Annotated in this window: 16 protein-coding genes and 1 tRNA gene; 10 read left to right on the top strand and 7 right to left on the bottom strand. The window is 51.6% G+C overall.

Annotated elements, in window-relative coordinates; all coding sequences use genetic code 11:
• On the bottom strand, nt 1–1901 hold a 1901-nt coding region (locus AC2215_RS26115), incomplete at its 3' end, for a DEAD/DEAH box helicase (RefSeq protein ID WP_486812963.1).
• Nucleotides 1902–2107: 206 nt separating this feature from the next.
• Here AC2215_RS26115 and AC2215_RS26110 point away from each other — a divergent pair.
• The 9 genes from AC2215_RS26110 (at nt 2108) to AC2215_RS26070 (ending at nt 14927) form a co-directional block, all read left to right on the top strand.
• A complete protein-coding gene (locus AC2215_RS26110; RefSeq protein WP_486812962.1) occupies nt 2108–2494 on the top strand; it encodes a nuclear transport factor 2 family protein in 387 nt (128 codons plus the stop codon).
• A gap of 179 nt (nt 2495–2673) precedes the next feature.
• Nucleotides 2674–3252, top strand: a complete 579-nt coding sequence (locus tag AC2215_RS26105; protein ID WP_486812961.1) for an NIF family HAD-type phosphatase — start codon at nt 2674–2676, stop codon at nt 3250–3252.
• Nucleotides 3253–3287: 35 nt separating this feature from the next.
• Nucleotides 3288–3560, top strand: a complete 273-nt coding sequence (locus AC2215_RS26100) for a cupin domain-containing protein (RefSeq protein ID WP_486812960.1) — start codon at nt 3288–3290, stop codon at nt 3558–3560.
• A 195-nt stretch (nt 3561–3755) separates the two neighbouring features.
• Nucleotides 3756–6695, top strand: coding sequence for a CHAT domain-containing protein (locus AC2215_RS26095; RefSeq protein ID WP_486812959.1), 2940 nt, complete (start codon nt 3756–3758; stop codon nt 6693–6695).
• Between the two features lie 132 nt (nt 6696–6827).
• On the top strand, nt 6828–7241 hold the full coding sequence (locus tag AC2215_RS26090) for a DUF2887 domain-containing protein (RefSeq protein ID WP_486812958.1): 414 nt from the start codon (nt 6828–6830) through the stop codon (nt 7239–7241).
• The gene (locus tag AC2215_RS26085) at nt 7172–8041 is read left to right on the top strand and encodes an Rpn family recombination-promoting nuclease/putative transposase (RefSeq protein ID WP_486812964.1); all 870 of its coding nucleotides are present in this window, start codon (nt 7172–7174) and stop codon (nt 8039–8041) included. The genes AC2215_RS26090 and AC2215_RS26085 overlap by 70 nt, the downstream gene beginning before the upstream one ends.
• Nucleotides 8042–8136: 95 nt before the next feature.
• The gene (locus AC2215_RS26080) at nt 8137–9600 is read left to right on the top strand and encodes a hypothetical protein (protein WP_486812957.1); all 1464 of its coding nucleotides are present in this window, start codon (nt 8137–8139) and stop codon (nt 9598–9600) included.
• A 99-nt stretch (nt 9601–9699) separates the two neighbouring features.
• Nucleotides 9700–12045, top strand: coding sequence for an ATP-dependent helicase (locus AC2215_RS26075; RefSeq protein ID WP_486812956.1), 2346 nt, complete (start codon nt 9700–9702; stop codon nt 12043–12045).
• 380 nt (nt 12046–12425) lie between these two features.
• Nucleotides 12426–14927, top strand: coding sequence for an HD family phosphohydrolase (locus AC2215_RS26070; protein ID WP_486812955.1), 2502 nt, complete (start codon nt 12426–12428; stop codon nt 14925–14927).
• Nucleotides 14928–15236: 309 nt separating this feature from the next.
• On the opposite strand, the gene AC2215_RS26065 is transcribed toward AC2215_RS26070, so the two are convergent.
• From AC2215_RS26065 to AC2215_RS26055, 3 genes are all read right to left on the bottom strand, one after another.
• Entirely contained in the window at nt 15237–16103 is an 867-nt protein-coding gene (locus AC2215_RS26065) for an FkbM family methyltransferase (protein ID WP_486812954.1), read from the bottom strand.
• Between the two features lie 85 nt (nt 16104–16188).
• Nucleotides 16189–17187, bottom strand: coding sequence for a zinc-dependent alcohol dehydrogenase family protein (locus AC2215_RS26060; protein WP_486812953.1), 999 nt, complete (start codon nt 17185–17187; stop codon nt 16189–16191).
• 344 nt (nt 17188–17531) lie between these two features.
• Nucleotides 17532–17605: transfer RNA gene (locus tag AC2215_RS26055), tRNA-Arg, on the bottom strand.
• 55 nt (nt 17606–17660) lie between these two features.
• On the opposite strand from AC2215_RS26055, the gene moaC reads away from it, so the two are divergent.
• Nucleotides 17661–18164: a cyclic pyranopterin monophosphate synthase MoaC gene (moaC, locus tag AC2215_RS26050; RefSeq protein ID WP_486812952.1), complete on the top strand. Its 504-nt coding sequence runs from the start codon at nt 17661–17663 to the stop codon at nt 18162–18164.
• Between the two features lie 206 nt (nt 18165–18370).
• Here the strand turns inward: moaC and AC2215_RS26045 are convergent, their stop codons facing one another.
• The 3 genes from AC2215_RS26045 to AC2215_RS26035 are packed head-to-tail and all read right to left on the bottom strand — an operon-like array spanning nt 18371 to nt 21235.
• Nucleotides 18371–19822: a dihydrolipoyl dehydrogenase family protein gene (locus AC2215_RS26045; RefSeq protein ID WP_486812951.1), complete on the bottom strand. Its 1452-nt coding sequence runs from the start codon at nt 19820–19822 to the stop codon at nt 18371–18373.
• Nucleotides 19823–19847: 25 nt separating this feature from the next.
• A complete protein-coding gene (gene cobD / locus AC2215_RS26040) occupies nt 19848–20948 on the bottom strand; it encodes a threonine-phosphate decarboxylase CobD (RefSeq protein ID WP_486812950.1) in 1101 nt (366 codons plus the stop codon).
• Nucleotides 20949–20956: 8 nt separating this feature from the next.
• The gene (locus AC2215_RS26035) at nt 20957–21235 is read right to left on the bottom strand and encodes an HU family DNA-binding protein (RefSeq protein ID WP_486812949.1); all 279 of its coding nucleotides are present in this window, start codon (nt 21233–21235) and stop codon (nt 20957–20959) included.
• Between the last annotated feature and the right edge of the window lie 290 nt (nt 21236–21525).

Genomic DNA, 21525 nt, shown 5'->3' with positions numbered 1-21525 from the left:
GGTAGCGTTTGGTCGGCTCCTAACTGTTGCGGTAGCGTTTGGTCGGCTCCTAACTGTTGCGGTAGCGTTTGGTCGGCTCCTAACTGTTGCGGTAGCGTTTGGTCGGCTCCTAACTGTTGCGGTAACGTTTGGGCGGCTCGATCGGGCGCATTCCCGTTTTCGGTGGGTTGCATCGGTGATATGGGGGTGGAATTTGCCCTCTTCTGTTCTCGAGATGGCCCTAACTGTTGCGGTAGCGTTTTAAGTTCCGATTGGGGTTCCGTTTTTGCCGCCACGTCTACCGTCACCACATCCGCTTCCCTGGCCTGTTTTTCGGCTTCTTCCGCCTCCGCTTGCATTTTTTCTTGCATGGTTGCCCAGCGTTCGGGGAAGCGTTTGCGAAAGGTTTGCGCCGCCCAATGCTTCGCCCAATCTTCATCCAACCCCATCAACAGGGCGCATTCTCGGAACTCCGCCTCCCCAATTTGAGGAAAGTCTGCCACCATTCGATTGCACAGCCATTGCAGGGTGAAGTTGCGTTTGGCTTTGCGTTGAAACCCCACCAACCGATACAACTGCGCCAAAATTTGCAAATCGCAATCGAGGGGAATCTGCCAAATTTCCGCCCGCGCGTCGTTTTCAAAATCTCGCGGCATCGGCGGTTCTCCCTCCCCTTCCCAGCGTTCCATCTCCATAGATTCGCCACAGTTGGGACAGGTATAGCGACACAACATCTTGTACTCTTGCGCTTCGGGACACCATTCGTAGCGATCGGGTTTTTGTTCGTGGGAGAGGGGTTTGAACACGTGGTGGCAGTCCGGACAGACCACGTTCCACCGCCCTGCCGACAAACTTACCGGTTCCAAACTCCAGGTTCTCGGCTGGGTGGGTGCGCCGTGAATCGCCCAATTTTCCGTATGGTCGATGACAACGGCGTATTCTTTCTCGGGATGAACGCGCAAACTGCGACCCACCATTTGCAACCAAAACACCAAGGATTGGGTTGGACGCACGCACTGCACCGCCTCGATACTGGGCAGATCGAACCCTTCGGAAAAGAGACCGCAATTGCTCAGAACGGTAATTTCTCCGGTGCGAAATCGCTCTAATGTCGCCCGGCGATCGCGATCTGGAGTTTCGCCATCGAGGTGTTCCGCCGGAATTCCCGCTTGGGTGTAAGCAGCGGCGATCGCCTTACTATGGTCGACATTCACCGCAAACACCACCGTTTGTTTCCCGGGGGCAAACTCGTGCCACGCATCGATTAAATCCCCCATGACGATCGAAGTATCCACCGCTTGGGCGAGTTGGCGGGGATTGTAGTCTCCGGCAGTAGTTTTCACCCCTTGGGTATTCACCGTTTGGGGGGCGGCAAACAGCTTAAAATTGGCAAGGAATCCCCGATCGATGAGGGTTTGCACCGAGGGTCCGATAATCAGGCGATCGTAAACGAATTTAAACCCCTGTCCGTCAATTCGCGCCGGAGTCGCCGTCACCCCCAGTACGTAAGCCTCTGGGTAGCGATCGAGTAGTTGTTGGTAGGTGTTTGCCGTAGAGTGGTGGGCTTCATCGACGATAATCAAGTCCGCCGGAGGCGATTCTCGATTCACCAACGATGCAACGCTGGCCACCTGAATCGCGCACTGCCGCTTCTCTTTATACCCCGCTTTAATGAGTCCCACCGGTTGCCCGGTGACATGTTCGAGTTTCTCCTGGGCTTGCAACAGCAGTTCTTCCCGATGGGCCAGCACCAACACCGATTTTTGCCGACGGGTAAACTGATGGGCGACACTAGTGAAGATGACGGTTTTGCCACCCCCCGTCGGCAATTGCGCCAGTACCCGCTTCACGCCGGGTTCCGACCACAGATGGAACACTTGCTCGATTAAGTCTTGCTGGTAGTCTCGCAGGGAGTATTTCATCGGCAATGGAGAACGGTCAACAACTTTAGATTGTAGATTTTAGATCGATCGCCGTTCGCGCCCTTTTCGTGGGGAATGGATTGATTCCTTTTTCATGTCTGGAGATTTCGAGTAACGAGACAGTCGGGGTTTGAGGATTTCTGACCTGTTTGGGGTAAATTATCCATTGTTTGACGTATTTTCCAAACCCCACACCTCATTTTCCGATGACCAACCCATCGATCGAAACTGAAATTATAGATGCTGAAGAACGCCTCAGACTCGGGATGCTCCGTTCCGATGTCGATACCCTCGACGAACTACTCGCCTCCAACCTGATTTTTACGAATCATCTCGGTCAAGTGCTCGGCAAACAAGACGATCTTACCGCCCATCGATCGGGAACGCTTGCAATCCGAGAGCTAATACCGTCCGAGCAACAGATTCAATACAGTGGAGAGGTGGCGATCGTTTCCATACGAATGCAATTATCGGGTTCTTACAACGGGGTCGAATCCAGTGGCGATTTTCGATTTACTCGGATTTGGCAGCGCTCTTCTGGCGGCACTTGGCAAGTGGCTGCCGCGCATTCAAGTCTCATCGCATCGGCATAAATTAGACTTTGGAATCGGCGATCGCCCTTCTCAAGTTCGTGAATCCAACTTAAATCTCAAGTCCCCCTTATCAAGGGGAGGCAGCGTCGCCAGAGGGGTTTCCCCAAGTAGAACGACTGCCGTGGATTTAGGGGGATCGTCCAGAACTCATCTATTCAACAAAATCTATCATATTAATAATGGATTTCGATCGAAACTTATTAATCTTAGACTTAGATGAAACTCTCATTCATTCAACGGAAACCGAATTAGAGTATTCTGCCGAATTTAAAGTCGATCGATATTACGTCTATCCACGACCCAATTTACAGCAGTTATTACAATTTTGCTTCGAGAATTTTCAGGTCGCCGTTTGGACGGCATCAACCAGAGATTATGCCCAACCCATTATCGATCTCATTTTTCCTAATACCCAAAATCTTGCCTTTCTTTGGTCGAACGCTCGATGTACGCTAAAATTCAACTGGCAAACCGGTGATTACGAGTTTTTCAAAGACTTGAAGAAAGTGAAAAAACGGGGATATCCTCTGGAAAAAATATTGTTCGTAGACGATCGCTCAGAAAATTTAGTCCGTCAGTATAGTAACTTAATTCAAGTGAAACCCTTTCTGGGCGATCGCAACGATATCGAACTCCAATTGCTGAGTTATTATTTATCGCGATTTGTGGAGGTTGAGAACGTCAGACCGATCGAAAAGAGAAATTGGCGCGATCGAATCCGAAAGGCGATCGGCTCAACTCACCAGACTCCAGTATAATCTGACTGGAATCGATGAGAAAAAAGATAGAAAACATGGAGATAAAAATCGATCGTCAACCCAGTCAATCCACACTCGATGAATTAGGAGTTTCCAGTTGGGCAATTTGGACGAAAGAAGTTTCCGAATTTCCCTGGACTTACGATGCCCGAGAAACCTGTTATTTCCTCGAAGGTGATGTCGTGGTTACTCCCGATGGTGGCGAACCGGTTGAAATGGGAAAAGGCAATTTAGTGACGTTTCCTGAAGGAATGTCTTGTACTTGGAAGATTCGCGCCGATGTGCGGAAACACTATCAGTTTGGATGAGTTTCGAGAGTTTTTGAGGGAATAATTCAGCTATCAGCTGTCAGTCGTTAGCTTATATAGCGCTTCGTCATCAGTTTATTGACACTAATCGAAGAAATCGGTTTTTTCCATTCCCCATTCCCCAACTTATCCGGATACAATCCATTGTTGTACGTGTGAGTTAACCAGAGATTGACTGGGCGAGAGTAAACTCAAATGGACGACAACCGTGTAGGGGCATACCTAGAATTGATTCAGGCACTGCTGAACTGCCCCAGTGGGGAAGAAGCGCAGATTCTGCAAGCCAACTCCGAACTGGTGGATGCCGGGTTGGTGGAGGTGATGGAACGGGTTGCTAAAAAGATGGCAGCAGACGAGAATCGGAATGCCGGTTGGTTGCGACAGTTAGCGGCGAAGATTGCCCGGATGCTGGGAATGGCGACATCGGCGACACCCCAGGAATATTGGCAGTTTTTGATGCAGGTGTTGCGAGCAACCGCAGAGAGTGACGGCAATCCAGAAGTCGTATATCCCCTGCTGCAAGCCAATTTGGATAAACTCGATGACGGGTTGACGCAAATTTTGCAAGCTTGGGTGACGCAGAAACTCTCAGAAGTCGAACCCCAACAGGCGCAATTCATTGCTGCTGATTTAGTGAACTTTGGCAACCTGATTCAGCAGTTTCCCTTCGGCAATACAGCTAGCAACATGGAAATGGCGATCGCCGCCTACGAAAAAGCCCTGGAAGTTTACACCCGCCAAGCCTTTTCCCAGGACTGGGCGATGACTCAGAACAACTTAGGCAATGCCTACAGCGACCGAATTCGGGGGGAGAGGGCCCAGAATTTGGAAGAGGCGATCGCCGCCTACGAAAAAGCCCTTCAAGTGCTCACCCGCCAAGCCTTTCCCGAGAACTGGGCGATGACTCAGAACAACTTAGGCAATGCCTACAAAAAGCGAATTTGGGGGGAGAGGACCCAGAATTTGGAAGAGGCGATCGCCGCCTACGAAAAAGCCCTTCAAGTGCTCACCCGCCAAGCCTTTCCCCAGAACTGGGCGATGACTCAGAATAACTTAGCTGCTGCCTACAGCAACCGAATTCGGGGGGAGAGAGCCCAGAATTTGGAAGAGGCGATCGCCGCCTACGAAAAAGCCCTGGAAGTTTACACCCGCCAAGCCTTTCCCGAGAACTGGGCGACGACTCAGAACAACTTAGGCAATGCCTACTGCGACCGAATTCGCGGGGAGAGGGCCCAGAATTTGGAAGAGGCGATCGCCGCCTACGAAAAAGCCCTGGAAGTTTACACCCGCCAAGCCTTTCCCCAGGACTGGGCGATGACTCAGAACAACTTAGGCAATACCTACAAAAATCGAATTCGGGGGGAGAGGGCCCAGAATTTGGAAGAGGCGATCGCCGCCTACGAAAAAGCCCTTCAAGTGCGCACCCACGAAGCCTTTCCCGAAAACCATACCGAAACCTTATTCAACCTGGGACTTATCTATCAAAAACAACAGCAATGGCAACAGGCGTACGACACCTTCTGCACTGCTATTGAGACGGTTGAATCCCTGCGAGAGGAGATTCTCTCGGGGGAGGAAAGCAAACAAAAATTCGCCGAAGAGTGGAATCCGCTTTACAGTCACCTCGTTGAAGCCTGTCTGAAACTGACCAAACTCATGGAAGCCCTAGAATACGCCGAACGCAGCAAAACCCGCAACCTCGTCGAACAAATCCTCCTGCGCGACTCCCACACCATTTTCCCCTCAGACGTTGCCAACGAACTCACCCGCCTTCGCGATGACATCGCCACCGCCCAATACCAAATCCAACAGGGCAATGTCGAAAACTACGCAGAATTGGCACAACGCCTCCAAGACTTGCGACAGCAGCGCAACCAATTACAGGATGAGTATCTTCGCGTTGGTTCCGGCTTCCAGTTCCACTCGTTTCAGGAAACTCTCGATAGCCACACCGTCGTCATTGAGTGGTATCTCACTGGTGAGACATGTCTTGCCTTCATCATCACCAAAGATACTGTCCCTGTCATCTGGCAGTCTACCCCCGACGACAAGAAAGCTTTGGTCAATTGGACCGCAACTTACCTGCAAACCTACACCGAACGCGATACCTGGCGCAATCAACTCACCGACGCACTGCAAAATCTCGCCCAAATCCTCCACCTCGACGAACTCCTCGCCCATCTCCCCCCTTTCTGCCAACGCCTCATCCTCATCCCCCACCGCTTCCTGCATCTGTTGCCTCTCCACGCCTTGCCCGTTTCCTCAGAAACCGCAGCCCGTTTTCTCGAACCGCATCCGACGGTAGGATATGCCGATGGATGTCCCAAAATCGAACCGCATTACTTACTCGATATTTTCCCCAAGGGTGTCAGCTACGCCCCCAGTTGCCAACTGCTGCAACAAGTACAAACGCGCCAGCGCCCGGATTTCGATACCCTCTTCGCCATCCAAACCCCCACCAGTGATTTGTACGAAAAAGATTTAGGTGCAGTGGAGGTGATTCAAAAACAGTTTGCCAACTCAGACATTCTCCAAAAAGAGAAAGCCACCAAATCGACACTGTTACCCGAAGACAAAGCAACGCAAACCCTTACTCAATACGAAAAACTGCAAACTGCCCACAGTCTCTTTTTCTTCGGTCACGGCTACTTCAACCCCAACTCACCCCTCGATTCTGGGTTGCAGCTTGCCGACGACAACCTCACCCTCGCCGAAATTATTCTCCACTTTCGTCTGGATAGCTGCCGCCTCGTTACTCTCTCCGCCTGCGAAACCGGATTGGTGGATTTCAACAACTCCAGCGATGAATATATCGGTTTACCCAATGGTTTTCTAATTGCTGGTAGTCGGGCAGTTCTCAGTAGCTTGTGGACAGTCCAAAGTTTATCTACCGCTTTGTTAGTGGTTCGCGTTTACCAAAACCTCAAATTGGGACAATCCCTAGCTGTGGCCCTCCAACAAGCCCAATCCTGGCTGCGAAATGCCACGAAAACTGACCTTGAAGCCTGGGGCAAGAAAACCTTACCCAATGCCAACCATCGACGTCAATTAAAGATATTCCTCAGACAACAAGAAACCGAAAAACCTTTTGCTTCCCCATACCATTGGGCAGCATTCTGTGCTGTCGGGGAATGATATTGCGATTAGCATTCAGCCGTCAGCCATCAGCCCTCAGAAGATGTAGGGTGGGCATTGGCAACGAATACTGAATCTCACTCAAAAAATGACTTACGCCCACCCGACGATGACAACCTGACGGACGAATCCATGAAAACGGACACCATTTTCTACAGCCTGTTTCAGGAATTTCCCCGCTTCTTCTTCGAACTCATCCACCGTTCTCCCGAGGAAGCCGCAGCTTATGAATTCACCTCCCGCGAAATCAAACAACTGGCATTTCGCATTGATGGTTTGTTTCTCCCCAAAACCGACGAACCGGATAAACCGTTCTACCTGGTGGAATTCACAAATCCGGGTGGGCGAAGCATTTGGATATTTAACGTTGGGTTGCACTCGGAAGAAATCGCCCAAATGCTTTGCCCCTACAGTTGTAACGACAATACAAACCCTCCCATCCCTGGCGCGTTGTCGTCCTCTATCCCAGTCGCCGCATCGAAGTCGAACAGCCGCAGCAATTCGAGGAACTCCTCAACTGTTCCCGCGTTCGGCGCATTTATTTAGACGAACTCGATACCGCAGCCGAACCCGCTTTAGGAGTCAAAGTTGTTAAACTAGTCATCGAGCCGGAAGAAACGGCAGGAGAACGGGCGCGACAGTTGATAACGCTCGCCCGACAGCAGCTTTTCGATGCTAACCTGCAACGGGATTTAATCAACCTTATCGAAACCATTATCGTCTATAAACTTCCCCAAAAAAGCCGCGAGGAAATTGCCGCGATGTTGAACTTAAGCGAACTCAAACAAACCCGTTTCTACCAAGAAGTGAAGCAAGAAGGTGTTGAAGAAGGACGCGAGGAAGGGCGAGAGGAAGGCGAACGACAAGCAAAATTAGACGCGATTCCGCGCATGATGACCTTTGGCTTAAACGCGGAGACGATCGCCCAACTCCTCGATCTTCCTCTGGAATTTGTCCGAAAAAATATGACTCAAATAGAGCGCCAATCTATGTCTTTCTCAGAACAAAATATCGATACCTTCATCGAAATATTAACCCAGCAACGATCGCTCTTTTCTCCCGAACAGTTGACTGAGTTAGAGCAGCTCATCGAACCATTAGACGATGATATCGACATCCTCTCAGAAGCCATTTCATCGTGGTCGGAGAATCACCCCGAAGTTGAAGAAGCCCAAGCTCAATTATTCGATAGCTTATCTTCCGAAATGGCTCCCGGAAGCAAGCAAGGAAAAGTTCCAAAATCAAAATCTAAGCTCAATAAAAAGACGCTCAGAAATGCGATCGAGCAAGGCTCAAAACCTGATGAATCTCAATCTTCCACGGATGATGCACCAAAACAAGAATAAATCTTTCGGGATAAATATTCTGTGTTTGTCCTAAATCAGAAGAGGGTATTCACGGGACTTCGATCGATCGAAAAATCATACTGGACAACCAGTTTATGAAGTTTAACAATCCCAAGCTGACACTGTTTGCCTTTCACTTACGCAATAATTTCTCGCAGGCACAACCTGTCGAAGACGCTAATTTTCTCTGGGAACAGTGTCAGCAGTTGGGAGAATCTCTGAAGATTCCTCGACTGGAATCTCTGGGCGATCGCCTCTATACTGAAAACAGCGAAATTGGAGTGAATCCCGACTCCTCAAAAAGTGAATATCTAGAATTACTAGCCTCAGAATCTCTACTCCACTTTTCAGCGATTCCCGATGGCAGCACGTTACAGCTACGAGGGGAAGTGTATCCCCTACAAATTCACGATTCTTATGCGGTTGATATCACCCTCCGCTTTCCCGAACCTCACATCGAACTGGCACAATTACAGTACCTCAATCCTCAAGGTTGCTTGCAGTTCGATCGCAGTTTCTCTTCCCTGGGACAAGCTCTCGTTTTTTTCGCCCAGCCTGATGGTAAGGTAGAGGATTTTAAAGCTTTGTCTGAAGATTGTATTGATTCTATTTTACCAGAAGCCGATCGCGATTTCTACAATTTATCGAGCCAGGGAAGATTTTTAGGAAGTCCGATTTTTGAATATCAACCCATTGATAATATATCGGCTGGATTTAATTCGATTTTCATTTGGTTTAACTGCACCGCCGAAACAGAAGCCTTAGAAGAGAAAGGAGAGTACTATCAACCGCTGATAAATTACTTATGCTGTCGCAGCAAAATCGACTACGTTTATAGCCAATCCCGGCAATGCGATCGAGACGCCCGATCGCTCTACCGAAAATTTGCTGCCGAACTGCAAGGATTACGTCAGTTACCGAGCGATCGACAACAGCGATTGCAGAAACTCAAAACCTTATTATCTAACCTTCCTCAAACCGCTTTAGAATATACGGATTTCTTGCAAGATTTAGAACTCCATCGAGTAGCAATAAAAACGAACGAAACCAATCTTAACTACGCCATCGAATCCCTACAAAAAGTCAGCTTACACGAAGACAATCTCGACTTCTGGAAAACGACGAATTCCGCCCCTCAATTCATCGCTCAAATTCAAACCGATCTCGCCTATCTCCAACCCAATCGAGGCTTATTCCAACAAGCGATCGACACCATTCGCGGGACAGTCGAAATCGATCGAACCGAACTCGATCGAGCCAGCATTGAAGCGGGCGAAAAACGCCAAAGACGCTTAGAACTTTTCATCACTGTTGTCAGTACCGGATTCGCCGTCAGTGGTGTTTCTTCCCAAGTGGCTCACGAACCCACTCTAGAAGTTCTCGGTCAACTGGTTCCCGATCGCCTTTGTCCCAATTTTCAACCGGAATCCTCCAATTATTTCTGCTCGATTTTTATGCCGATTTCCGCTCACTTATTGCTGGGAATCCTCGTGGCAATTCCCTTCGGCGTGCTGGTTTGGATGTTACAAACAAACCCCTTCGGCAAACTGATTCGGTAGCTCAAAAAAGGCTAATTGCCACAATCCTAATGACCCGAGCAGTCCGATCGAGCGCTACACTCTAGAAAGTTCCTAAAAAGCTCGTTTCCGTTCTCAATCGTGTCTCCCGACTCCATCGCCAACCCCCAAACCGAACTCGCCCAAGTCCGAGAACAAATTCGATCGGGCATCCGCAACGGCTTGCGTCCGGGACAGCAGGAAATGGCAGACTGGACGGGGGGCCCATTAGCAGTATCGGCCGTCCCCGGTTCCGGGAAATCTACGGGAATGGCAGCCGCCGCAGCCCTCGCCATCGCCCGCCACCAACTCCACGGCCGACGGCAACTGGTGGTGGTCACCTTCACCCGTTCTGCTGCGGCGAGTCTGAAAGCCAAAATCCGCGCCCGTCTCCAGGAACTCTCCCTTCCCCCCGGCGGATTCTGCGTCTACACCCTCCACGGCTTAGCCCTCCACATCGCCACCCGCCACCGGGAACTTTCAGGTATCCACGCCGATAATCTAACGATCGTCTCCCTCGATCGCAACCATCGTATGTTGCGGGCGGCCGTAGAACAGTGGATCGCCACCCACCCCCGCCTCTACCAAATGCTTCTAGTCGGCCAAGGCTTCGACGGGGAAGAAACCGAACGGTTGCGCCGCCAGTCGGTGTTGCGCACGGAAGTCCTCCCCACCCTCGCCCGGATCGCCGTTCGCGAAGCCAAGTCTTCGGGGTTGCAACCGGAGGATTTGCAGCGCATGGGGGAAACCGTCACCGACGATTACCCGATTCTCAGCATCGCCGCCGGACTCTACGAAAACTACCAAAATTTGCTGCGATCGCGCGAATCCATCGACTACGACGATACCATCTGGGCGGCCTTGCGGGTTCTGGAAAACGATCGGGTGCGTCAACTTTGGCAAACTCAAGTCTTCGGCGTATTTGAAGACGAAGCCCAGGACTCCTCCCCCCTGCAAGCCAAACTCCTAACCCTGCTGGCTGCCAATCCCGACCGTCCCGAAACCCTAGATTTGGTGCGCGTGGGCGATCCCAACCAAGCCATTAACTCCACCTTCACCCCCGCCGATCCCATCTATTTCCGCCAATTCTGCGGGGGATGCCAAACCCAGGGGCAACTCGCCACCATCGATCGCGCCGGCCGCAGTAGTCCGATTATTATGGAAGCGGCGAACTTCATGTTGGATTGGGTCAACGCCCAATGGCAAACCGGACGCTGGCGGGAGTCGAATGCAGTTCCCATCGAACCCCCCTTCCAAACCCAACACGTGCGTCCCGTCGAACCGGGCGATCCCCAGCCCAACGCCAATCCCGATCCCATCGGCGGCGGTTTGGAAATCTACACTCCACCCGATATCTATCGCACGATCGAATCGATCGGCAAACGAGCGATCGCCCTATTCGAGACCGATCCCAAAATCCAAGCGGCAGTACTAGTCCGTACCAACGAACAGGGACGAGTCGTCGCCACCGAGTTGGAACGACTGTACGGCGATCGCCTCAAAGCCTATGATGTGGGCAGCGGTCATCGGCGCACCCGCGTCCCCACGGAAATTCTATCGCTGCTGCAATTTATCGATCGCCCCCATTCTCCCGATTATCTCAAAGCCGCCCTCACCACCCTGGTCGATCGCAAACTGGTTCCCACTCAAGACTTAGATGCCCTCGCCAGTCTGCCGGAACAGTTTCTCTATCCAGGTCCCCTCGATCCCCAACCCGCCCCATCGGTGAAAGCAGCATCTCACCTATGTTGCAGTTTGCTGCGCGCCCGGATCGAACTTCCCTTATCCCACCTGATTGCGTTTTTAGGGCTGACGTTGCAGTACGATCGCGACGAACTCGCCACCGCCGAAAAAATTGGCGAACGGATCGCCCGAGATATCGCCACCTTGGGGGATACTTCCCTACCGGCAATGGTCAACATCTTGGCAGAAATCGTCACCTCCGAACGGTTTGAACCCATCGAAACGGAAGAAACCGAATCGGTCTATACCCGATCGAGTCAACTGACGATTATCACCATGCACAAAGCCAAGGGTTTAGACTGGGACTGCGTATTTATCCCCTTTCTCCACGAACGCCTCATCCCCGGGAACTTGCGCGTACTGCCCCAGTCCCAATTCCTCGGAGATTTCACCCTGGCAGAAGTGGCACGGGGGCAAATTCGCACCCTCGTGCGCCAGACGGCAATTGGAGAAATCGATTCCACAAGCGAGCGGGAAACCGAACCCAACCTACCTCCGGGGCAGCGCAGTTGGCAAATTGCCCGACAGCTCAAAATTGCCGAAGAGTTCCGCCTGCTGTACGTGGCGATGACGCGGGCAAAGCAACTGCTGTGGATGTCAGCGGCCCATCAAGCCCCCTTTACCTGGAACAAGCCAGAAAACTTAGAGGATGCCACCCCCTGCTCCGTGTTGACGGCCCTTCAGGGTCAGTTCGGTGCCTCCTGATGCCGATGAAACCGACACGGGGATCGCTGTAGAATTTTACCGGTAAAACCGCACAAATCTAATAGACAACGTAAATTCCTTTGGTTTTCACCTTCTATAATGTTCAATGAAAGAACTTCTAGTCGCTTTCGATAATGCTTGCCGATTCAGGAGAAACCAACCGTTCGATAAAATTGCCTCGCCATCACTAGCGGTATCGTAGGTGACTCCAACCACTTGTTTGAGTTGGAGGTGCTTTGCTCTCCCCTCACCATCGTTTCCGTTGGTATCGATAACACAATCGTGCGGGGATCGAGATTCGACTCAATAGCATCCATGCTATTGAGTGCGGGGAACGCTCTAATACTCCCACCGTCGTAGAAGAAGGCCGGAATTTGACTATGAACGCGCTGCAATTATTGACCCAGCAACTCGATCGCCGGTGGAAAAAATTCTGCACGAACGCGGCGAGATCGGCACGCCTGGTCCAAAAGCAACTGCACGATGGTGCGAGATCCCGCCGCCCGATCGCTTCACCGGTTTCGGGGGCAGTTGCCTTAGTCTGTTTGACGACCGTTGTCGGTCAGCGATTTTACAACGAACCTCAGTTGGCCGAGGGAACCCGCGCCCCGGAAACCATTTACGCACCGGAAGCCGCGCGGGTGCCGGACTGGCAAACCACCGAAGCCGAACGGCGCGAAGCCACCATTGCCTCCTCTCCGGTCTTGATGCCCGATGAGGAGACCGATATCGAAATTACCAAACATGTCAGCAAAACCCTGAAGCGGGGTAACGAACTTCGACTGTTGGCAGGGGCGTTTCCCTACGTTTCCACGGGGTTTTTGACGCAACCGGTCCAGCATTACCTGCGCAGTGCCTCTCGCTGGGAGTGGCAGGCGGTACTCGCCGCCGTGCAAGATACCGAATCCAAAGACCCGGAATCCACAGATGGGGACAAAACGGAACCGACCTCTCCAGAAAGCCGCCAACTAATCGAAGACCTGCGTTCGGCGACGGCGCGAGGATTGACCCAAGGCATCGATCGCCTCGTGGGTTCCCCCAACGATTGGTCGGGACTGGCCCTCGAGCAACTCCAACGATATCGCGATACTCATTCGGCTGAGGAGTTCGGCAACCTCAGACGGCGCGTCAACCTCGCCCGCGCTCAATACGAGGAAGCGATCGCCGCCCTCAAGGCAGAATCCGAATCGATTTATACCCGCGAGTTGTTCGACTTGTCCGATGCCCAGTGGCAAAGCACCCAAACTCAGGTGGAACAGACGCTGAATTTGATGCTCAACGGGCCGGGTATTGCCCAGGGAACCCCCGAAGAACTGATCGAAGATGCGGTGCGGTTGCACTTGCAAGTTCTGTTTCCCGATGGCGATAACTCCGTGGCGGTTGCTGTCTTGCTCTCGGTACTCCAGCCGAATTTAGTGCCCGATAACGAACAAACCCGCCTCCGCGCCGAACAAGCTGCCCGTGCCGTGGAGACGGTCTACGTCAACATCGAGCAGTACGAACCGATCGTTCGGGAAGGGGAAGAAGTAACCCGCGCCGATTTCGTGCTACTCGATCATTTCGACTTGGTACAGCGCACCCCCGTGAATTGGATGGGATTAGTGGGATTTAGCGGCGTAGTGTGCGTCACCCTAGGGGGATTTTGGCTGGTGGAACGCCGAGTCTTGCCGAAAGTCCGCCAGCGCGATCGCATCTTGATTTTAATCTTGGCCCTCAGCGCGCCGGTGGTGGCAATTTTCCCCCTCTCTACGACCAGTTTGCCGGCGATCGGATTGCTCCTGGGCAGTTTCTACGGCTCTTTCGTGAGTACGACGGCAGTGGGGTTGCTGGGGTTGTTGATGCAAATCGGCATCGGGGCCACCCTGGACGGCAGCTATCTGATTGCCGGGGCGATCGCGGGTTTCCTCGGGGGGGCGATCGCCGGACGGCTGCGGTGTCGGGAGGAATTGGCACTGCTAGGCTTGGGAGTAGGTTTTACCCAGGGCATGGTCTATCTGATCGTCAATTTGATTATGAGCGGTGCGGCGGGCCCGGTCTGGACGATTTTGCTGGGGGAGGCGGGCTTACAAGCGATGCTGGGCGTCTCTTGGAGCATTGTCGCCTTGGGATTGAGTCCCTATCTCGAGCATCTGTTCGATTTAGTCACGCCGATTCGATTGGCGGAGTTGTCCAATCCCAATCGCCCCCTGCTCAAACGTCTCGCCCGAGAAGCCCCTGGCACGTTCCAACATACTCTGTTCGTCGCGACTCTCGCCGAAGCCGCCGCCCGAGACTTGGGATGCAACGTGGAGTTGGTACGGGCGGGCACGCTCTATCACGATATCGGCAAAATGCACGATCCGTTGGGGTTCGTGGAAAATCAGATGGGCGGTCCGAACAAACACGATCGCATTAACAATCCCTGGCTGAGTGCCAAAATTATTAAGAAGCACGTCAGCGAAGGTTTGGTCATGGCTAAAAAGGCGCGGTTGCCTAAGGCGATTCAAGCCTTTATTCCCGAACATCAGGGCACGATGCAAATTGCTTATTTTTACTATCAAGCCAAGCAAAACTATACGGGACAGCGACAGGTTAGAGAAGAAGATTTTCGTTACCCCGGACCGATTCCCCAATCGCGAGAAACGGGGATTGTGATGTTAGCCGATTCTTGCGAAGCCGCGTTGCGATCGCTTGAAGATGCCACCCCCGAAGAAGCCCTCACCATGGTGAATAAAATTCTCCGCGCTCGCTGGAAAGACGAGCAATTGGTAGAGTCGGGTTTGACTCGCGGGGAGATGTCGCAAATTGCTGAGATTTTTGTCCGAGTTTGGCAACAGTTCAATCACAAACGGATTGCCTATCCCAAGGCAATGATTTCTCCGGCGTGCCAAGGAAATAATTAATATTTATAGCTAAGCGCGTAGTGCTTAGAACATTTAATTTTGCACAAAAAATACCGTAGGTGTCAACGGCCGTTGAACCCTACAAAATTTCTAACAACTCAACCCGAATTTATTGTCCTAACCGCCATGCGCTTAGCTATAAATGGGGGATGCGTAAGTAATAAGTAATAAGTAAAAAATCGGAAATACCTATTTTTTTTATTGCAAAAAAATATAGTAGTTCTCAGTCTTATGAGGTACACCCCAATTCTATTCCCTATTCCCTAAAACCAAAAACTCTTTACCTCATGAGTATGAGAAGCGCTATACTTACGATTTCGACTGGTAAAGCCAAAATTGATAGTCTTTTTGCCAATCAGAATCTGGAGATTTTACTCTGGGTAAGTTGACCTGAAGAGTATAATTTGGAGAAATACAAATCATATTAATATCTCCTCTGCCATCAAAAATATTTTTAGCATTTTGACGAAAGTTATCTGCCCTAAAAAAATAAGAAAAATGCCAGTAAATTGAATAGCCGATTTTTTGGAGCAGTTGAATGCACGCTCGCGTCGATTGCGATTTTTTAGCTTCTAAATACAGAAAAGGCTGGCATTTTGCTAAGGTTTCTCTTGCCCCAAGTAAAACCTCAAATTCCATCCCTTCCACATCAATTTTAATCAACCGACATCGATCGAGTTCCAGGCTATCTAACGTCATCATCGGAACTCGTTCCCCTCGATAATCCCCTTGGAGGGAAATCGCCCCAAAATTTTCCGATCGCCGATAGTCAATTTCCGGAATCTCGATCGATCCGATTTCTCGTCCCACAGCGGCGTGAATGCAAGCGACATTTTGAAAACCATTCAAAACCATCCCCGCACAGAGATTGTGAAAGATCGTGCGCTGAGGTTCGATGGCATAAACTTTTCCCGTTTGTCCCACCTTTTTCGCCAAACAAGCGGTTACCGTTCCCACATTTGCCCCCACATCGATCGCCACATCTCCCGATCGCACTAATTCACTCATCAGTAAATTAGAATCTTCTGCAAATTCACCGTACAATTCTAGAGCGCGACCGATGACGTTATCGGCAATAGGGTAGACCAAAACTCCATGTTTGCACTGACGAATGCGATTGAGTCCCACTTCCATCGCGGGAAACTCAATGTGGGGAAAAATCGGGAAATCGGTCATTAGACATCTGGAGGAAAAGGGAGAATTTGTCTGCGAAGTTACGTGGTGACTTCGCATCCAGTCACACCTGGCGTAACAACAGACCTTAAATACTCAAGGCAATTTTACCCATCATCGATCCCAACCCCAACCTCTCGTGGGCGGCTGCCGCTTCAGCCAAGGGAAAGGTTTCACCCAGATGAATCTTCAGCTGGTTGTTATCAATTAAACGGGTGCATTGTTGCAAAATTTTACCTTGTCGTTCCTGTTCTTCCACCAAGTTTTGTAACATCGGCGTTAGCATCAATTCGAGGCTAATTCTCAAATTGCGCGATCGGGCCGTTTTCAAATTCCCCAACTCGGCATTGGGTTCGAGAATCGTCACCAAATCTCCGTAAACTTTCACCGCCGGAACGGTTTGGAAAAAGGTTTCACCCCCCACAGTATCAAACGCCACGTCTACCCCTTCCCCATCCGTCCAGTCGAGAACGGCTTCGGCAAAATCCGTTTGTTTGTAGAGAATTGGCAAATCCACCCCCAACTTCCGGACGAACTGCGCCTTTTCCGAAGACCCGACGGTGGTACAAACCATTGCCCTCTGGAGTTTAGCCAATTGAACCGCGACATGTCCCACCCCGCCCGCCCCGGCGTGAACCAGAACCGTTTGCCCCGCTAGCACTTTGGCGCGATCGTACAGAGATTCCCAAGCGGTAATTAGAACCAGGGGGGCAGCGGCGGCTTCAGTAAAGCTGAGGGAAGTGGGTTTTCGGGCAACGCAATGCTGTTCGACAACGGCAAATTCTGCATAGTTCCCCCTTGGGCCTCCCAAACCGCCATGGCAGAAATACACTTCATCTCCCACTTGAAATCGATCGACCCTCGATCCGATGGCTTCAACGATTCCCGCCCCATCACAACCTAAAATATGGGGAGTTCGATCGGGGTAGAACGTCCCCCGGCTGCGGATTTTAGTATCGATGGGGTTGACTCCTGCCGCCCGCAACCGGACTAAAATTTCGGTATCGGTTTGCAGGGTGGGGTCGGGAACCTCTTGCAGTTGCAGGACATCGGGGTTCCCAGCCGCAGTCATCACAACAGCTTTCATAGCTAATAATTTTAGATTTTAGATTTATAGCGCAACGCTGGCCGTTTATTTACCCGATCGCGCCGGGTAGACTTTTTCCATGCCCCGTTCCTCATTACTGAAAACGTGTAACGAAAAGGTCGCGAACTGCTACGAGTGAACGATCGATAACCCTTACCCGGTTAAGGAAATCGGGACAAAGCAACCGTCACCAGAAACCGCCGCCCAGTTTGGGGATAAGCTTCTAAGTTTCAGATTGTACAGCAGTTCGATCGCGAACTGGCAATGCACACCTGAAAGCACTTAACGCTCCAGATTAGATGACGGTATTCGCCATACTCCGTGCAATGATATTTGTTTTTGAACGGGCTAGGAGGGATTCGAACCCCCGACACCGTGGTCCGTAGCCACGTGCTCTAGTCCACTGAGCTACAAGCCCTTGCTCGTGGTAGTTTTGTAACCAACCCAAATATAATACCACACCTAAAAGCATCATGCAAAACAAAAATTCTGAATTTTCTCTTTCCCATCTCGATGCTGCTGGAGATGCGCGAATGGTGGACGTTTCAGCCAAACCGGCGACGGTGCGGGAAGCCACTGCCGAAGGTTGGGTGCGGATGCAAGAGACGACACTAGAGGCGATCGAAGCAGGCAACGCACCGAAAGGAGATGTGTTGGCAACGGCGCGGCTGGCAGGAATTATGGCGGCGAAACAAACCGCCGGGTTGATTCCCCTATGCCATCCCTTACCGCTGCAAAAAATAGACATTCAAATTGTCGCCGAACCCCAATTTCCGGGATATCGGATTCAAGGGACGGTGAAAACGAAGGCAGAAACTGGAGTAGAAATGGAAGCTCTCACGGCTGTTTCCGTAGCGGCTCTCACCCTATACGATATGGCAAAAGCTTTGGAAAAATCCATGGCGATCGAAGGAATTCGCCTGCTTCGGAAAACTGGGGGGAAATCTGGAGAGTATCGCTATTGTCAGGAGCTTTAATCCCGAGGAGGAGCGTGGGGAGCAGGGGAAGCAGGGGGAGTGGGGGGAGCAGGGGGAGAGAGATACTGGTGTAAGCTTGAGCTGTCTGCCTCTTGAGTGGCGACTGCTAGATCGCCGCATCCGGAGCCTGCCGGCATCTTTCTCCTCACCCCATTAGCACGTCCTCCACGTTCCCCACCCTCACCTGTTTGTCCCCGAACTTCATATCAACCGCGACGAAAACGCAACCAGGCTTCTAAGAGGTTCTGGGCGAACCGGAGGTGAGTGGGGTGTTGCTGCCAAACCCGATCGAGTTGAGCGTAAATCTGAGATCGGGTTCCGTCAACGGTGGCAAGAGATGCCAAAGCATCGATTCTGACATGATTCTCGATGGCGAGGGCAAAAGGATGAATCAACTCTGCTGCCTCGGCACAAACGAGGTGAACCCCCAAAATTTCACCATTCGATCGGACGATCGCTTTGCAAAATCCCCCGGTTTCTCCGAGATACTGACACTTTGAGATCCCATCCAGAGAAGGTCGTAAAATAATGCAATCCTCTGGGTATCGCTCTCTAGCTTGGGGTTCGGTTAAACCCACCCGCGCCAAACTCGGTTCGGAAAAAGTCGCCCAGGGAATCGATCGATAGTCGATCGAGCGATTGGGGTAAAACAACGCATTGTGAATGGCAACTCGGGCTTCGCGGTTGCCGATACTCTCGAACGCATAACCCCCTAAGGTTTCTCCACAGGCATAAATTTGAGGATTCGTGGTTTGCAGTTTGGCATTGGCGCGCACTAACCCCCCATCAACGTAAACGTGAGCTGCCTTTAAATTGAGAGATGCCAGCCGGGGTTGCCGAGGGGTTGCCAGTAAAATTTCATCGGCCGCAATCGCTAAATTACCCGCCTGAACCCATTTCTTGCCATCGATTGCCTTGGTTTGAGTGACGGAAGTTTGGGTGAGGACGCGCACCCCTTCAGCTTCGAGTTGTGCTTGAATCCAACGCGCGGCTTCGGGATCTTCGTGGGGGAGAATTTGGGGTCCGGCAACGATGACGCTCACCTGAGTGCCCAACCGCACGAGGATTTGCGCGATTTCGATACTGGTGGGATCGTCTCCAATAATCGTTAACCCCTGGGGTAGCCGTTGCTCCTTACCGATCCACCGCAGGAGGGTTTGAGGGGTTAAGTAACCCGTTCGATCCAACCCTTCAATTTCCGTCGCGCGGTGCCGAGACCCCACGGCCAACAGGTAGTTTCGCCCTCGCAATCGCCGTCCCTTGACTGCAACGTGGAGGGTGGGTTGGCGACAAAATTCTCCTTTTCCTCGAATCGTATCGATACCCAACGCAGATAAAGCCGCCCGAGAGCGATGTTGCTTCAGATCTGCGGTTGCCCCAGATAACCAACGCCGGAGGCGATCGAAATCGATGGTGGGGGGTTTGGGTTCGGCAATGCGATCGCCACACCAAGACAAACCCATGTGTTGGGTCTGTTGCATCTGTTGCAGGAGGGGTAACAGGATATTGGACGGCCAATCCCCAGCAAAATCCCGAACGGGTTCGACAGTCGAGGGTTCGACCAAAGCAACTCTTGCCTTGAGAGCGTTTGCCGCGATCGCCGCCTCAACGGCCACCCTAGAACCACCCAAAATTACAATATCGTAGTCAAACGCCATCCAATTTCGCAAGCTAAATATAGGGTTAGGAATTGCTCGTCTTCATTACATCGGCAAGTCCGGCGAGCAAGCGTTGATTTTCATCTTGGGAACGGACGGCAACTCGAAAGTAACCCTCCCCCAACTCGGGAAAACTCAGACAGTCGCGAATCAAAATTCGGTGGCGCTCTAACAAAATTCTTTGCACCTGAGAACTGGGGCGTTGCGAGCGCACCAAGAGAAAATTGGCTGCCCCTTCATGACAGTATAATCCCGGTATTTGACTTAGCCCACTCTGAAGTTGCTCCCTTGCAGCAGTTAACCAATCCCAGGTTTGTTGCTGAAATTGGGTATCGCGGGTTGCGGCAATCCCAACGGCATCGGCTAAAGCATTCACCGACCAGGGATCGCGCCAACGCTGCCAGCGTTGCAGTCTCTGGGGATGGGCGATCGCATATCCCAGTCGCAGTCCGGGAATACTATAAAACTTTGTCAGAGAGCGAACCACAACCAAATTCTCCCACTCTCGAATCAGGGGAATCAGACTTTGTTGTTGCTGGGGGGGAAGAAAATCCATAAATGCTTCATCCACCACCACCAGGGCAAACTGCTCGAGATACGGTTCGATCGCCCCTCGGGTCCAGAGTTTTCCCGTGGGATTGTGGGGATTGTTGAGTAGCACTCCGACGATCTGGCTGCCTGTCGAGGTCGGAAGAGACCCCGGTAGGCGATCGCATCCGTCGATCCCCTCATCCGGTTCTTCCAAGACCATCGGACAGGCTTGAATGCGAGCGTTATAAGCTTTAAGCGCTCGCCAATAATCTCCAAAGGCAGGAACGATTAAATACGTTATATCGAGAGATGCGAGTTCCCGTCCCGCCCAGGTAATCAGTTCGGCTGCCCCGTTTCCGGGTAAAACCCAGTCCGGGGGCAGTTGATGCAATAAACCTAGCGCTTGCCGTAGTTGCCGATACTCTGGATCGGGGTACGCCTGTAGAACCCGCAGGCGATCGTCAATGGCAGCGATCGCACTTTTTGGGGGTCCGAGAGGATTGATACTCGCCGAGAAATCCAGAATATCGGAGGGGGAACAGCCGGCGATCGCGGCTGCCCAACGTAAATTTCCCCCGTGTGACGGTCGGTTCACAATCCGATTTACTTAGGGGCGACCTTTTCTTTAAACAGTTTTCCCGCCGAAAATGCCGGGACTTTGGTGGCGGGAATGTTCATCTTTTCTCCGGTTTTGGGGTTGCGGCCCTCACGAGCTTTGCGATCCCTGGACTCGAAAGATCCGAAGCCCACTAAGGTCACTTTGTCGTCGCCCGAAACCGCTTCCATGATGGTTTCAAGCGCAGCGGTGAGCACCGCATCCGCTTCTTTCTTGGTCACGTTCGCTTTGTGGGCGACCGCATCCACCAGTTCTCCTTTATTCATATGAAAACTCCTTTGTTGTTTTTAGGATTCATCTTTGCAGGTGGTTTCAGCCACCAGGGGCTGAAACTCCTATAGACTCATTGTTTCACTGACTTATTCTAAAGGCTGTCTGTCTAATATGGATCGATAGAAACGTTAATTTATCTAGATTTCGAGTTTTTTTAGGAATTTAGAGTCTTTTTGTATCGATTTTTTACTCGATCGTACCGATCTTGCCACGGATAAGTTATTTAGGACATCGGTGTGAGAGGAGGGGAATGGGGAATGGGGTGTAGGGTGTGGGGTGTAGG

Source organism: Zarconia sp., from assembly GCF_057467645.1.
This window is presented reverse-complemented; position numbering and strand designations above follow the sequence as displayed.

Coding starts and splice junctions, on each gene's coding strand:
- AC2215_RS26070 (WP_486812955.1), top strand. CDS start 12,426: ATGAACGCGCTGCAATTATTGACCCAGCAACTCGATCGCCGGTGGAAA.
- AC2215_RS26095 (WP_486812959.1), top strand. CDS start 3,756: ATGGACGACAACCGTGTAGGGGCATACCTAGAATTGATTCAGGCACTG.
- AC2215_RS26100 (WP_486812960.1), top strand. CDS start 3,288: ATGGAGATAAAAATCGATCGTCAACCCAGTCAATCCACACTCGATGAA.
- AC2215_RS26035 (WP_486812949.1), bottom strand. CDS start 21,235: ATGAATAAAGGAGAACTGGTGGATGCGGTCGCCCACAAAGCGAACGTG.
- AC2215_RS26090 (WP_486812958.1), top strand. CDS start 6,828: ATGAAAACGGACACCATTTTCTACAGCCTGTTTCAGGAATTTCCCCGC.
- AC2215_RS26080 (WP_486812957.1), top strand. CDS start 8,137: ATGAAGTTTAACAATCCCAAGCTGACACTGTTTGCCTTTCACTTACGC.
- AC2215_RS26045 (WP_486812951.1), bottom strand. CDS start 19,822: ATGGCGTTTGACTACGATATTGTAATTTTGGGTGGTTCTAGGGTGGCC.
- AC2215_RS26110 (WP_486812962.1), top strand. CDS start 2,108: ATGACCAACCCATCGATCGAAACTGAAATTATAGATGCTGAAGAACGC.
- AC2215_RS26060 (WP_486812953.1), bottom strand. CDS start 17,187: ATGAAAGCTGTTGTGATGACTGCGGCTGGGAACCCCGATGTCCTGCAA.
- AC2215_RS26065 (WP_486812954.1), bottom strand. CDS start 16,103: ATGACCGATTTCCCGATTTTTCCCCACATTGAGTTTCCCGCGATGGAA.
- moaC (WP_486812952.1), top strand. CDS start 17,661: ATGCAAAACAAAAATTCTGAATTTTCTCTTTCCCATCTCGATGCTGCT.
- AC2215_RS26105 (WP_486812961.1), top strand. CDS start 2,674: ATGGATTTCGATCGAAACTTATTAATCTTAGACTTAGATGAAACTCTC.